Genomic DNA, 14,080 nt, shown 5'->3' with positions numbered 1-14,080 from the left:
GGGCAGGGTCGTGCGGGGTACGGTGCGATTTCGAGGCGTCCGGCAGACGGCGAAGTGCGCAACAGGAGGTCCCGCGGTGCCCGATCGGTTGTTCCCCGCCCTCACGAGCGGCTCCCCCAAGCAGGCTCTCCGCTTCGGCGAGCAGACGCTGACCTACGACGAACTCGCGGCCGTCGCCGGCGCGCTCGCCCGTGACCTGCCGAAGAGCCGTGTGGCCGTCTGGGCGACGCCGAGCCTGCACACCAGCGTCGCGGTCGTCGCCGCCCTGCTCGCGGGGGTCCCGGTGGTACCGATCAACCCCAAGATCGGCGAGCGGGAGCTCGCGCACATCGTGTCCGACAGCGAGCCGGCGCTGGTCCTCGCCGAGCCAGGCGCCGACCTTCCGGACGGTTTGTCGGCACTGCCGCGCCGGGACATCGACATCGACCCCCGAACCACACCGCAGGCACTACCGGAGGAACCCGGCGCCGAGACACCCGCGCTGATCGTCTACACCTCCGGCACCACGGGTCCGCCCAAGGGCGTCGTGCTCCCTCGCCGCGCACTCGTCACGACCCTCGACGCGCTCGAGGACGCCTGGCAGTGGACCGCCGACGACGTCCTGGTGCACGCGCTGCCGCTGTTCCACGTGCACGGCCTGATCCTCGGCATTCTCGGGCCGCTTCGGCGTGGCGGGACCGTGCGCCATCTCGGCCGGTTCTCCACCGACGGAGTGGCGCGCGAGCTGGGCGATGGCGCGACGATGCTCTTCGGCGTGCCAACGATGTACCACCGCATCGCCGGCGAAGTCGCTGAGAACGAAACGCTCGCGAAGGCGCTACGCGGCGCGCGGCTGCTCGTGTCCGGCTCCGCGGCGTTGCCGGTGCACGACCATCAGCGCATCACCGCGGCCACCGGCCAGCAGGTGATCGAGCGCTACGGGATGACCGAGACGCTGATGAACACCAGCGTCCGCGCGGACGGCGAGCGCAAACCGGGCACCGTCGGCGTCCCGCTCGCGGGCGTCGAGCTGCGGCTGGTCGGTGAACACGGGGAACGGATCGACGAACTCGACACCGTCGGCGAGATCCAGGTCCGTGGCCCGAACCTGTTCACCGAGTACCTGAACCGGCCGGACGCGACGTCGGCCGCGTTCGACGACGGCTGGTTCCGCACCGGTGACATGGCGACGCGCGACGCCGACGGGTACGTCCGGATCGTCGGCCGCAAGGCGACGGACCTGATCAAGAGTGGCGGCTACAAGATCGGCGCCGGTGAGATCGAGAACGCCCTGCTGGAACATCCGCGCGTCGCCGAGGCCGCGGTGACCGGCGAACCGGATGACGACCTCGGCGAGCGGATCGTCGCGTGGATCGTGCCGGACGGCGAGCCGCCGACAGCGGCAGAACTGGCCGACCATGTCGCCCGGCTGCTCACTCCCCACAAGCGGCCGCGGGTCGTCCGGTACCTCGACGCGTTGCCACGCAACGACATGGGGAAGGTCATGAAGCGAGCCCTCGGTGGCTAGGCTGCCCGCCCGCGAGATCGTCGACCTGGTTTCGACCGATTTCCGCGAGCTCGTGGTCGAGCACACCGCGGAGCCCGTGGACGGGCCCATCGGCTGGCCGGGTTACCGCGACGCGCGCAGCGCCGCCGCTGAGCGCAGTGGCGAGTCCGAGTCCGTCGTGTGCGGAACCGCGAAGCTCGGTGCTGCCGAAGCGATGCTGATCGCGTTCGAGTTCGGCTATCTCGGCGGCTCGCTCGGCCAGCGCACGGGCGACCGGATCGAGGCGGCGTTCGAGCAGGCCCGGGCGCTGCGGCTGCCGGTGGTGTCCCTCATCGCGACCGGGGGAAGCCGGATGCAGCAGGGTATGCGGGCGCTCACCCAGCTGCAGCGGCTCGCGCGGGCAGCGGCGCGGGCGCGCGCGAACGGCATCCCGCAGATCTCCGTGCTGCGCGACCCGACGACCGGGGGCGGCTGGGCGACGCTCGGCGCGGGCGCCGACGTCGTCCTCGCATTGCCCGGCGCGCAGGTCGGTTTCGCCGGGTCACGAGTGCGGCCCGCCGACGCGCCTTCGGAGGCGTACACGGCTGAGGCGAAGTTCGACGCTGGCCAGGTGGACCAGATCGTGCCGCCGGAGCAGCTGGCCAGTGCGTTGGAACGCTGGGTCCGGCTGTTGACCTCGCGTTCGGATGTCCCCGCCGATCCGCCCTCGGCGTTACGAGCGGTGTCGCTGCCGTCGACCGGGTGGGAGGCCGTTCAGGCCGCGCGGGCCGCTTCGCGTCCTCGCGCCGCCGAGTATCTCGACGCCTATTTCGACTGGCGGGAAGAGGTCAGCGGCGACCGCTGCGGAGGCGTCGATGCCGGGGTGTCGTGCGGGTTCGGCTGGCGGGACGGGCGTGCGATCGCGTTCGCCGCACAGTGCGGGACCGCGACGTCCCCGGCCGGATTCCGGACGGCGGCGCGGCTGGTGCGGCTCGCTTCGCGGCTCGGCGTGCCGGTGCTGACGCTGGTGGACACGCCGGGGGCGGCCAACGACGCGGCGGCGGAACAGGCCGGCGCGGGCGCGGCCATCGCGGAGCTGTTCGAGGCGATCGCGACGGCGATGTCGGGCTCTGGCTCTGGTGCCGGGTCTCGGTCCGTTGGTTCGGTGCCCGTGACCACGCCCGTGACCACGCTCGTGATCGGCGAAGGTGGCTCGGGCGGCGCGCTCGCCTTCGCGGCGCCGGGGTCGACGTGGGTCACGCCCGATGCGTACTTCTCGGTGACGTCGCCCGAGGCCGCGGCGTCGATTCTCAAGCTCCCGGCGTCCGAGGTCCCCGCCCTCGCGGACCGGCTGCGCCTTCGCCCCCAGGACCTCGTCGCTCTGGGCGTCGCCCGCGCCGTCGTGGGCCCCGCCAAGCGCGTTTAGCGGGCTAAACGCGGTCCTTAGCAGCCCTACATAACCCGCTGACCTGCACGGATGCGTTTAGCCTGCTAAACGCATCCGCCGGGGTCGCACGCGCGTCGAGCCCAGACCGACCGGGCCCACGAGGCGCACCCGCCGAATACTTAGCCATGCTCAGCGCCGCGTTTAGCCCGCTAACTGCGCTCGGGGCGGCAGCGCGCGGCAGGCGGCAGGGGACGCAGGTAGGTGGGTGGCCGGACTGCGTTTAGCCCGCTAAACGCAGGTCGGCGGCCCGGGCCGACCACGTGCCGTGGGGTTCCAGCGCGACGATCCGGACGTCGTCCTCGCGACGCTCCAGCCGGACGACGAGGTAGTCCGACGACAGCCGCTCCGCCGCCCCCTCGCCCCATTCGACGACGACGGCCGAGCGCTCCAGATCCGCGTCCAGGTCCAGATCGTCCAGCTCGGCCAGATCCCCGCCGAGCCGATAGGCGTCGACGTGCACCAGCGGCACACCGGAAGCCCCCGCGGGATGGACCCGCGCGAGCACGAACGTCGGCGAGCTGACACGCCCGCCGACACCGAGCCCGTCGGCGATCCCCCGCGTCATGGTCGTCTTCCCCGCCCCGAGCGGCCCGGACAGCAGCACCAGGTCACCAGGACGCAGCGAACGACCGAGCGAACGGCCGAAGGCCATCGTCGAATCAGGAGTCGAGAGTTCGTACTTCACGCGCGTTTCCACCACCAGCTCCGCCCGGAGGACTCGCCGTCCACCCCGGCACACCGTTGCACCAGATCGATCAGATGACTGTTCACCAGCTCCGGCTGCTCCAGCTGCACCATGTGCCCCGCACCGCGCACCCGCACCAGCTCCGCGTCCGGCAGCTCCCCGGCGATCCGCTCGGCGTGCGAGAACGGCGTGAACTTGTCCGAGTCGCCCCCGATGACCAGCACCTGCGCGTGCTTGAGCCCGGCCAGCGCCGCGTACCGGTTGTGACTGCCAAGCGTGTCGACGAAGTTGATCAGCCCTCGCACCGGCGTCACGGCGAGCATTTCGAGCATGAAGTCGACCAGCCGCGACGAGACGTCCCGGCTGCCGAACGCCAGCCGCCGCACCGCCTGCCGCGTCAGCTGACCACCGGCCGCGCGGACGAACTCGACGAGCCCCGGCTGCCAGCCTGCCAACCCGCCGACGCCCTTCGTGAGCGGGTTGTACTTCGACAGCAGCGAGCGCGGCAGCCCACGGGCTCCGACCTCGCCCGCCGCCGTGGCGATGAACGCGACGCCGCACACCCGATCCTCGAACAGCTCGGGGAATTCCGCCGCCAGTTCCATGATCACCATGCCGCCCATGGAATGTCCCATCAGCACGACGGGTCCCTCGGGCACCACCGCCCGCAGCACGCCGTCAAGATCGCGCGCCAGCTGCTCGATCGTGCTCGCCACGGTCGACGCCTCGCCGGATTGCCCGTGCCCGCGATGGTCGTAGTACACCTGCCGCACGCGCGGCAACGTCAGCGACGCCAGATCACGACGCTGGAAATGCCACGACTTCCGCGACAGCGCGAACCCGTGCACGCCGACCACGGTCAGCTCCGGTTTCCCACCGTCCGCGGGGTCGACCTCCTCCACCGACAGCGGCGTTCCGTCCTCCGCCGCGACCGTCGACGTCCGGTCCGGCTTCAGCTCCCCCAACGGCTCGTCCACGAGTGCGTCCTCACTGTGCCGCCGCTGCTGCGCGGCGACCGCGATGGCGGCGGCGGTCCCGGTGGCCACGGCACCGACCCCGCCGGCGATGGCCAGCAGTCGTCGTGAAGGAATCACGAGCGGTCCCCCAGATACCTCCGCCGCACCCGCGGCCGGTACATCGACGTCACGATCTCGTAGTCGATCGTGCCCAGCTTGTCCGCCCACTCCCGAGCTGTCGGCGCCCCGCCGGCTCCGGCGCCGAACAGGACGACCTCGGCGCCGATCTCGGGTTCGTCATCCCCGCAGTCCACCACCAGCTGGTCCATGCAGACCCGCCCGGCGACCGGGCGCCGCCGCCCGCCGAGCCAGACGTCCAGGCGACCGGACAACGTCCGCGGTACCCCGTCGGCGTAACCACACGGCACGAGCGCGAGTGTCGTGTCGCGTTCCGCCGTCCAGGTGTGCCCGTACGACACGGACTCGCCCGCCGCTATCCGCTTGGTCAGCACCACCGACGACCGGAACGTCATCGCCGGGCGCAGGTCCTCGTCGGCGGGTACCGGGTTCAGCCCGTACACCGCGATTCCGGGGCGTACCAGGTCGAAGTGCAGATCGGGCCGGGTCAGCACCGCCGCGGAGTTCGCGATGTGCCGCATCGGGTCGAGCCCGGCCGCCCGCGCGACGTCGTAGGCCTCGTCGAAACGCTTGGCCTGCAGGTCGATCGACGCGTGCCCCGGCTCGTCGGCGCAAGCTAGGTGCGACCAGATCCCGACGACCTCGATCAGCGGTTCCGCCGCCGCCTCCTCGACCAGCTCCGCCCACAGCGCGGGCGGGCAGCCATTACGCGAAAGCCCGGTGTCGATCTTGAGGTGCACCCGGGCGCGGGTGCCCACCTGCCGCGCGGCATCCACGATGCGCCGCAGCTCGCCGATCGAACTGGCGTCGAGGTCGATGTCCGCTTCGATGCCGGGAGCGAAGTCGACGTCGGGAACGTCGAGCCAGCTGAACAGCCGCGCGGTGATCCCGGCGCGGCGCAGCTCCAGCGCCTCGCCGAGGGAACAGGTGCCGAGCCAGGTCGCGCCCGCCTCGATCGCGGCGCGCGCGACCGGCAGCGCGCCGTGGCCGTACGCGTCGGCCTTCACCACCACCATCAGCGCCGCGCCGGAGGCGCGCTCGGCCAGCAGGGAGACGTTGTGGCGCACGGCGTCGAGGTCGATCACGGCCTCGGCACGCGGGAAACTGGGAGTCATAACGACCCCCAGTTTCCCATGTGTCCAGGTCAGGACAGGCGCGACCCGGTGGTGGCGGAGAACACATGCAGCTCGTCGGGCCGGATCCGCAGGTGCAGCGTGTCGCCCATGGCGGGCGGTGTGCGCGGATCCACACGGGCGACCACGTTGGACTTCGTGCCTTCGGCGTCCGATTCGGCGAGCTTGCCGTAGACGTAGGCGTCCGAGCCCAGCTCCTCGACGAGGTCGACCTTGATCGGCAGCGTGCCGTCCGCGGACCCGGTGACCTCCAGCGACTCCGGCCGGAACCCGATCGTGACGGTGTCCCCGTCGGCCGCGGCGATGACGTCGCGGGGCAGCGGCACGCGCGCACCGCCCAGCTCGGCGCCGTCCTGGGTGAGCTTGCCCGTGACGAGGTTCATCGCGGGCGAGCCGATGAACCCGGCGACGAACGCGTTCGCGGGCTTGTCGTAGAGCGCACGCGGGGTGTCGCACTGCTGGAGGAGACCGTCCGAGAGCACCGCGACACGGTCACCCATCGTCATGGCCTCGACCTGGTCGTGCGTGACGTACACCGTGGTGACGCCGAGACGCCGCTGCAGCGCGGCGATCTGGGTCCGGGTCGACACCCGCAGCTTGGCGTCCAAATTGGACAGAGGCTCGTCCATCAGGAACACCTGCGGTTCCCGCACGATCGCCCGGCCCATCGCGACACGCTGCCGCTGGCCGCCGGAAAGCGCCTTCGGCTTGCGGTCGAGGAACTGCTCGATGTCCAGCAGTTTCGCCGCGTCGAGGACCTTTTGCTTGATCTCCGACGCGGGCCGTCCGGCGATCTTCAGTGCGAAGCCCATGTTCTGCGCCACCGTCATGTGCGGGTACAGCGCGTAGTTCTGGAACACCATCGCGATGTCGCGGGAACGGGGCGGCAACTGGGTTACGTCCCGGTCGCCGATCCACACGGCGCCCTCGTCGATGTCCTCCAGCCCGGCGAGCATGCGCAGGCTCGTCGACTTGCCGCAGCCGGAAGGCCCGACCAGCACGAGGAATTCGCCGTCGGCGATCTCCAGTTCGAGCGCGTCGACGGCGGGCCGCTCGGCGCCGGGGTAACGCCGGGTCGCCTTGTCGTAGGTGATGCTGGCCATCGGTTCAGTCCTCTCCGATTTTCGCGGGAATTCCGTGCGCGGCTTCCCGCGCCTCGAGGTGTCGATACTGGATGCGGCGGCCCTCGGCGCGCTGCGCTTCGGTCGGCTCGTCCAGCGCGAGCCGCGTCTTTCCTTGCCAGGCAGGCGGTTCTTCGGTGCTCGTGAGCGCCCACGCGGCCTGCCGCGCGGCACCGACCGCGACGTACTCGGCGACCGGCGGGATGCTCACGGGAACGCCGAACACGATCGGCGCGACCTCGCGCACGGCGGCGGATTGCGCACCACCGCCGATGAGCAGCACGCGACGGACGTCGAGCCCCTGCTCGCGCACCGCGTCCAGCCCGGCCGCGAGCCCGCACAGCATGCCCTCGACGGCGGCGCGCGCGAGGTTCTCCGGAGTCATGTTCGCCCGGGTGAGCCCGATCAGGGAACCGTTGGCGTCAGGGAGGTTCGGCGTGCGCTCACCGTCCAAATAGGGCAGTAGCGTCAACCCTCCCGCACCCGGTTCGGCGGCCAGTGCGAGCCGGTCGAACTCGTCCTGGCCGACACCCAGCATCGCGGCGCTCGCGGTGAGCACCCGAGCGGCGTTGAGCGTGCAGGCGAGCGGCAGGAATTTCCCGGTGGCGTCGGCGAATCCGGCGACCGTGCCGGTGGCGTCCGCGGGCGCGGTGGCCGACATACCGAACACCGTGCCGCTGGTACCGAGCGAAACGACGACGTCGCCGGGGCCGAGTTCGAGGGAAAGCGCGGCGGCCATGTTGTCGCCGGTGCCCGCCGAAACGAGAACGCCGTCCTCGGTGTGCCCCGCGGTTTCGGCGGGGCCGAGAACCGTGGGCAGCTCCGGGGTCCGGCCGAAGGCGTGCTTGAGGAGGTCGGTCCGGTAAGCGCTTTCAGCCGCGGAGTAGTAGCCGGTGCCGGAGGCGTCACCGCGATCGGTCACGGGCGCTCCGCGCTCACCGAGGATGCGCCACGTCAGCCAGTCGTGCGGGAGCAGGACGCGGGCGACGCGATCGGCCAGCTCGGGTTCACGCTCGGCCATCCAGCGCAGCTTGGTGATCGTGAAGCTCGCGACCGGGACAAGTCCGACCGCCTGCGCCCATGCTTCCGGCCCGCCAAGTTCGTCGCAAAGGTCCACGGCGGCCTGCGCCGACCGGTTGTCGTTCCACAACAGTGCGGGACGGACGACGTTGCTCCCCTCGTCGAGAGTGACGAGCCCGTGCTGCTGACCGGCGACACCGATCGCCTCGACGCCGTCGAGCAGGCCGTGCGTCGCCTGTGTGAACGCGTCCCACCAGGCAGCGGGGTCGACCTCGGTGCCGTCCGGGTGCGCGGCCCGGCCGGTGCGGACGATCTCGCCGGTGCGCGCATCGCACACCACGACCTTGGTGGACTGTGTCGATGAATCGACACCGGCGACCAGCGTGTCAGCTGTCATACGGTTGGCCCTCCTCGACGTACTCGACGAGTTCGACGGCCGTGCTCGCGTTCAGCGCGGCCTCGATCTCCTCGGTGGGGGTCGACTCGTCGGTGATGAGCAGGTCGTAGTCGCCGACGACGCCGTGCGCGAAGGTCGCGGTGCGGCCGAACTTCGAATGGTCGACGACGAGGACGTTCCGGTTGCTCGTGCGCAGCGCGGCCTTCTTGAGCTCGGCGTAGTCCTGATCGGGGTGATACAGCCTGCCGACGGCGACCGCGGAGACCGACGCGAACCCGACGTCGGCGTGGATGCGCTCGAGCAGGGCGAGCACGTCGGGGCCGATGCAGGAGTCGAACTCGTGGTGGAACCGGCCGCCGGCGAGGACGACGTCGACCTTGGGGCCCAGCAGGCGCGCGGCGTGCAGCGAGTTGGTGATGACGGTCAGGCCCTCGACCTCGGCGAGCCTGCGGACCAGGGGAAACAACGTCGTGGAGTCGTCGACGAAGACGGTCTGGCCGGGCTCGACCTGGCGGATGGCGGCGTCGGCGAGCGCTTCCTTCACGGCGAGGTTGACGGTGCCGCGGAAGCGGGCGGCGTTCTCCATCGTGAAGGCCGGGTAGGCCTCGACCCGGCCGCGAAGCTTGCGGAGCAGGCGGCGGTCGGCAAGGTCGTCGAGGTCGCGGTGCATCGTCATCAGGCTGACGCCGAAAAGCGCGGTGAGGTCGTCGATGCGGGCCTCGCCGTGCTCGATGACGTGGTCGAGGATCTCCCTGCGCCGCTGCTCGATGGAGGCGTCCGAGGGCCGGGTCCTAGACACGCCACCCCCAGCTCACGACACCTGCGTCACCGCTCACTCCCTCTTTTTACCAGATTTCTTCCCCAGACTTAACACCCAACGCGATAACTCCCCATCTCTGCCCTCCCGCCCCCTCCCCGCTGCCCCCAAGTGCGTTTAGCCCGCTAAACGCACTTGGCCGGCCACCCCGAGCTGCAGTTAGCGGACTAAACGCGGCACTGAGCATTGCTAACCATCCGGCGCAGGCCCCCGTCCCAGTCGCGACCCCACTCCCTAGCCCGTCACGCCCGCCAGGGCCCCGAAGTGCAGTTAGCGGGCTAAACGCGGTCCTTAGCGTGCCTAAGCGCCGCGTTTAGCCCGCTAACTGCGCTCGGTTGGGGCGCGTGGGGCTGATGTGACGAGGTCAGGGGTGATCAGGGACGCAGGGAGCGGAGGGCCTCGGGGATGGCGGTGACCAGCGCCGAGGCGGAGGTCGGTGCGCCGCCCGCCGCGAGCGACCCGGCCAGCGCGTGGACGTGCGCCGCGGACGCCGCCGCGAGCCACGGGTCGAGCCCGGCGGCGAGCAGCGCCCCGACGAGACCGGTGAGCACGTCGCCCGAGCCCGCCGTCGCCAGCCACGACCCGCGCGGCGTGTTCACCGCGACCCGCCCGTCCGGCGCCGCGACCACGGTGCAGTGCCCCTTCAGCAGGACCACCGCGTCGTACCGCCGGGCCGCCGCACGCGCGGCCCCGACCCGATCGGCCCCGGGCGCCTCGCCCATCAACCGCTCGAACTCGCCCGCATGCGGCGTCAGCACGAGCGGCGTGTCCGGATCCCGCGCGTCGAGCACCTCCGGCGCGCGGGCGACGATCGTCGTCGCGTCCGCGTCGGCACACACCGGCACGCCCTGGCCGAGGACGTACCGGAGCACGTCACGGCCTTCCTGCCCGGTGCCGATCCCCGGCCCGACCGCCCACGCCTGCACGCGGCCGGCATCGCTCACCGATCCGGTGGCGACGATCTCCGGCCAGCGCCCGCGCACCACATCGGCCGCGTGCCCCGCATACCGCACCAAGCCGGACGTCGCCCGCACCGCCGATCCCGCCGCCAGCACCGCCGCCCCGGGGTAGGTGGCCGATCCGGCCGCGATGCCGACGACACCCTGGCTGTACTTGTCGTCACTGGGGCCCGGCACCGGCCACGCGGCAGCGACGTCCGACGACTCCAAACGCACCATGTCGGGCTCGCCGAGTTCGGGCCGCAGCCCGATGTCCGCCAGCACGACGTCGCCACAAGCGTCGGGTGCCAGCGCGTGCACCGGCTTGAGCGCGCCGAAAGTCACGGTGAGCGCCGCACGCACCGCCGGGCCGTCCACCGCTCCGGTGTCCGGGTCGACCCCGCTGGGCAGGTCGACCGCGACGATCGGCGCGCCCACCCGCTCCACCAGCGCCGCGGCCTCCGGCCGCAACGGACCACGGGCGGAGATCCCGACGATCCCGTCGATGACGACGTCCGCCTTGTCGATCCACTGTGGACCGTCCTCGACAGACACCACCCGGCCGCCGGATCGGCGCAGCGCCGCGAGTCCTGGACCGTGCGCGCGTTCGGGCTTCAGCAAGATGGCGGTGACGGCGACGTTGCGACGGCGCAGGAACGCCCCGGCCCACAACGCGTCACCGCCATTGTTCCCCGAACCGACCAACAGGACGACCCGGCGGCCCGATACGAAGCCCGTGCGCTCAGCGATCAGCGCGGCCGTATGCGTCGCCAGCCCGAAGGCCGCGCGGCGCATAAGTTCGCCTTCGGGGGTGACCGCGAGCAGCCGATCCTCCGCCGCGCGAATCCGTTCCGTGGTCCAGATTCCCTGCACGGCGACGCCTCCGGGAGTTACTCGACGGTGACCGACTTCGCCAGGTTACGCGGCTTGTCGACGTCGTACCCGCGGGTGCGCGCGATCTCGGCGGCGAGCACCTGCAGCGGCACCGTCGACACCAGCGGCTGCAGCAGCGTCGGCACCGCGGGGACCTCGATCAGCTCGTCGGCGAACGGCCGGACCGTCTCGTCGCCCTCCTCTGCGATGACGATCGTGCGGGCGCCGCGAGCCTGGATCTCGCTGATGTTCGACACGAGCTTGGAGTGCAGCACCGCGCGTCCCTTGGGCGACGGCATCACCACGACGACGGGGAGGCCCTCCTCGATCAGCGCGATCGGGCCGTGCTTCAGCTCGCCAGCGGCGAAGCCCTCGGCGTGCATGTACGCCAGTTCCTTCAGCTTCAGCGCGCCTTCGAGCGCCACCGGGAACCCGACGTGGCGCCCGAGGAACAGCACAGCCTTCGAGTCCGCGATCCGGCGCCCGAGGTCCCGCACCTGGTCCACAGTGGACAGTACCTTCTGGACAGCGGCGGGCATGGCCTCGAGTTCGGCGAACTCGCGCGCCACCTCGTCCGGGTACTTCGTGCCCCGCGCCTGCGCCAGCGCCAGGCCGACCAGGTAGTTGGCCGCGATCTGCGCGAGGAACGCCTTGGTCGAGGCGACCCCGATCTCCGGCCCCGCGTGGGTGTAGAGCACCGCGTCGGATTCACGCGGGATCTGCGCACCGTTGGTGTTGCACACGGCCAGCACGCGGGCCTTCTGCTCGCGGGCGTGGCGAACGGCTTCGAGGGTGTCCGCGGTCTCGCCCGACTGCGACACCGCGACAACCAGCGTCGCGCGGTCGAGCACCGGGTCTCGGTAGCGGAACTCGCTGGCCAGCTCGACCTCGACCGGCAGGCGGCACCAGTGCTCGATCGCGTACTTGGCGACCAGGCCGGAGTGGTACGCCGAACCGCAGGCGACGACGAAGACCTTATCGACGTCGCGCAGGTCCTGGTCGGAGATGCGCTGCTCGTCGAGCATGATCCGGCCGGCCTCGAAGTGCCCGCGCAGCGTGTTCGCCAGCGCCTCGGGCTGCTCCTCGATCTCCTTGAGCATGAAGTACTCGTGGCCGCCCTTTTCCGCGGCCGAGAGGTCCCAGTCGACGGTGAACGGCTTCGCCTGCGCGGCGTCGCCGTGGAAGTCGGTGACCTCGTAGCCGTCGCGGGTGATCACGACGAGCTGGTCCTGGCCGAGCTCGACGGCCTCGCGGGTGTGCTCGATGAACGCGGCGACGTCGGACGCTACGAAGGTCTCGCCATCGCCGACGCCGACGACCAGCGGCGAGGAGCGCCGGGCGGCGACGATCGTGTCCGGCTGGTCGGCGTGGGTCACGACCAGGGTGAACGCGCCTTCGAGGCGGCGGCACACGGCGGCGACGCTGGCGGCGAAGTCACCGGCGGTCTCGCCGGAGGCGTAGGCGCGGGCGACGAGATGCGCGGCCGTCTCGGTGTCGGTGTCGCTGGCCATCTCGACGCCGTCGGCCTCGAGCTCGGCGCGCAGGGCGGCGAAGTTCTCGATGATGCCGTTGTGCACGACGGCGACGCGCTTGGTGACGTCACGGTGCGGATGCGAGTTCCGGTCGACCGGCGCACCGTGGGTGGCCCACCGGGTGTGCCCCATGCCGGCGGTGCCCTTGAAGGCGTCCCTGCCGACGGCGTCGAGCTCGGCCTCCAGGTTGGCGAGGCGGCCCGCCTTGCGCTCGACGTTCAGCGCGCCGGCGCCGTCCAGCACCGCGACGCCCGCCGAGTCGTACCCGCGGTACTCCATCCGCTGCAGTCCGCCGAGGACGACGTCCAGGGCCGGGCGGTGTCCGACATATCCCACGATCCCACACACGCGCTCCAGCCTAACGAGGGACATCGCGCCCCCACGCGCGGCTCCGCCACCACGCCCCGGAGCTGCGGTTAGCGGGCTAAACGCGGCGCTGAGCGTGGCTAAGTATCCGGGTCGCCCGGTCCCGGCGCACACCGCTCCCCGACCCCGGCGAGTGCGTTTAGCGGGGTAAAACCACTCGCCGGGGCGGCGGGCGGGCTGGGCGGGGGTGCGGGCAGTAAGGTCACGGCCATGGCCAGCAAGCCCAAGCAGCTGCTCGCGGAGTTGACGCACCCGGGCCCGCACGAGGTCCTGCGCGGCAACCTCGCCCTGGTCGGGCTGCCCGGCGTGGTGTTCACCCCACGATCGGGTCTCGGCCTGCCCGCCGTCGCGTTCGGTCACGGCTGGCTCCAGCCGACCGGCCGCTACCACCAGCTGCTGCGGCACCTCGCGAGCTGGGGCATCGTCGCGACGGCGCCGGCCACCCAGCGTGGGCCGCTGCCGTCGCATCGTCTGCTCGCTTCGGATCTGCTGGCCACGCTCGACCTCGTCACCAAGGTCCGGCTCGGTCCCGACGGCATCAGCGTCGATCCGGACCGCCTCGGCCTCGCCGGGCACTCGACCGGCGGCGGCTCGGCCGTGCTCGCCGCCGCGCAGGCCGCGACCGCCGAACCCCCCAAACCCGAGATCCGCGCGGTCGCCACGATCACGGCCGCGCAAACGTTTCCCCCAGCGACCGAAGCGGCCAAAAACATCACGGCACCCGGCCTGCACCTCGCCGCGGGCGAGGATCTCATCGCTCCCGCAGTCGGGCACGCGGAGGCGATCGCCGACGCGTGGGCGGGCCCCGTCCAGCTGCGCACCCTGGGGAAGTCGTCGCATCTGGCGGTCACCGAGGGGCGGCACTGGAGCCAGCTGCTCCTGCACGGGAAGCCGCATCGCGGCACCCAGCAGTTGACCCGGGCCCTGTTCACGGCGTTCTTCCTGACCCACCTGACGGGCACCGGCAAGTACCTGCCGCTGCTCGAGGCCGACGTCAAGCGCGCTCCCATCGAACTCGCCGACGAACCCGCCGCCTGACGCTCCCGCATCCCAACCCGGTCACCCAGCCGCCAAGCGCGTTTAGCGGGCTAAACGCACTCGCCCGGCCCCGCGCGGATGCGGTTACCTGGGAGATGGGGGGGGTTTGGTGAGCTTAGGGGCGCGTGGGGGGGGGGATGGGGGGGAGGGTGGG

11 protein-coding genes are annotated in these 14,080 nt (G+C 71.6%); 3 read left to right on the top strand and 8 right to left on the bottom strand.

Features of this window, described 5'->3' with window-relative positions; genetic code table 11:
- Positions 1–76 precede the first annotated feature (76 nt).
- Both ACFW0G_RS42640 and ACFW0G_RS42635 read left to right on the top strand, forming a co-directional pair.
- Positions 77–1,507 (top strand): acyl-CoA synthetase, encoded by a 1,431-nt coding sequence (locus tag ACFW0G_RS42640; protein WP_378331262.1) that lies wholly within the window; start codon positions 77–79, stop codon positions 1,505–1,507.
- Positions 1,500–2,891, top strand: coding sequence for a carboxyl transferase domain-containing protein (locus ACFW0G_RS42635; protein WP_378331261.1), 1,392 nt, complete (start codon positions 1,500–1,502; stop codon positions 2,889–2,891). The genes ACFW0G_RS42640 and ACFW0G_RS42635 overlap by 8 nt, the downstream gene beginning before the upstream one ends.
- 241 nt (positions 2,892–3,132) lie before the next feature.
- On the opposite strand, the gene tsaE is transcribed toward ACFW0G_RS42635, so the two are convergent.
- The 8 genes from tsaE to glmS all read right to left on the bottom strand — a co-directional run bounded on the left by tsaE (position 3,133) and on the right by glmS (position 12,870).
- A complete protein-coding gene (gene tsaE, locus ACFW0G_RS42630) occupies positions 3,133–3,597 on the bottom strand; it encodes a tRNA (adenosine(37)-N6)-threonylcarbamoyltransferase complex ATPase subunit type 1 TsaE (RefSeq protein ID WP_378331260.1) in 465 nt (154 codons plus the stop codon).
- Positions 3,594–4,691 (bottom strand): alpha/beta fold hydrolase, encoded by a 1,098-nt coding sequence (locus ACFW0G_RS42625; protein WP_378331259.1) that lies wholly within the window; start codon positions 4,689–4,691, stop codon positions 3,594–3,596. The genes tsaE and ACFW0G_RS42625 overlap by 4 nt, the downstream gene beginning before the upstream one ends.
- Positions 4,688–5,806, bottom strand: a complete 1,119-nt coding sequence (alr, locus tag ACFW0G_RS42620) for an alanine racemase (protein ID WP_378331258.1) — start codon at positions 5,804–5,806, stop codon at positions 4,688–4,690. Before alr ends, ACFW0G_RS42625 begins: the two co-directional genes overlap by 4 nt.
- 29 nt (positions 5,807–5,835) lie before the next feature.
- Positions 5,836–6,927, bottom strand: a complete 1,092-nt coding sequence (locus ACFW0G_RS42615) for an ABC transporter ATP-binding protein (RefSeq protein ID WP_378331257.1) — start codon at positions 6,925–6,927, stop codon at positions 5,836–5,838.
- Between the two features lie 4 nt (positions 6,928–6,931).
- On the bottom strand, positions 6,932–8,362 hold the full coding sequence (xylB, locus tag ACFW0G_RS42610; RefSeq protein ID WP_378331256.1) for a xylulokinase: 1,431 nt from the start codon (positions 8,360–8,362) through the stop codon (positions 6,932–6,934).
- Positions 8,352–9,161 carry a DeoR/GlpR family DNA-binding transcription regulator gene (locus ACFW0G_RS42605; RefSeq protein ID WP_378331255.1) on the bottom strand — a complete coding sequence of 270 codons (810 nt, stop codon included), beginning with the start codon at positions 9,159–9,161 and terminating at the stop codon, positions 8,352–8,354. Before ACFW0G_RS42605 ends, xylB begins: the two co-directional genes overlap by 11 nt.
- A 392-nt stretch (positions 9,162–9,553) precedes the next feature.
- A complete protein-coding gene (locus ACFW0G_RS42600) occupies positions 9,554–10,990 on the bottom strand; it encodes an NAD(P)H-hydrate dehydratase (RefSeq protein ID WP_378331254.1) in 1,437 nt (478 codons plus the stop codon).
- Between the two features lie 17 nt (positions 10,991–11,007).
- Complete coding sequence (glmS, locus tag ACFW0G_RS42595; RefSeq protein ID WP_378331253.1) at positions 11,008–12,870, bottom strand: glutamine--fructose-6-phosphate transaminase (isomerizing); 1,863 nt, start codon at positions 12,868–12,870, stop codon at positions 11,008–11,010.
- Between the two features lie 228 nt (positions 12,871–13,098).
- Here glmS and ACFW0G_RS42590 point away from each other — a divergent pair, with 228 nt between their 5' ends.
- Positions 13,099–13,926, top strand: coding sequence for a dienelactone hydrolase family protein (locus tag ACFW0G_RS42590; RefSeq protein WP_378331252.1), 828 nt, complete (start codon positions 13,099–13,101; stop codon positions 13,924–13,926).
- Positions 13,927–14,080: the final 154 nt, after the last annotated feature.

It is taken from the genome of Amycolatopsis sp. NPDC058986 (assembly GCF_042741125.1).
GTDB lineage: Bacteria > Actinomycetota > Actinomycetes > Mycobacteriales > Pseudonocardiaceae > Amycolatopsis.
Note: the sequence above shows the minus strand (reverse complement) of the source record. Positions and strands in the feature narration are given on the sequence as shown.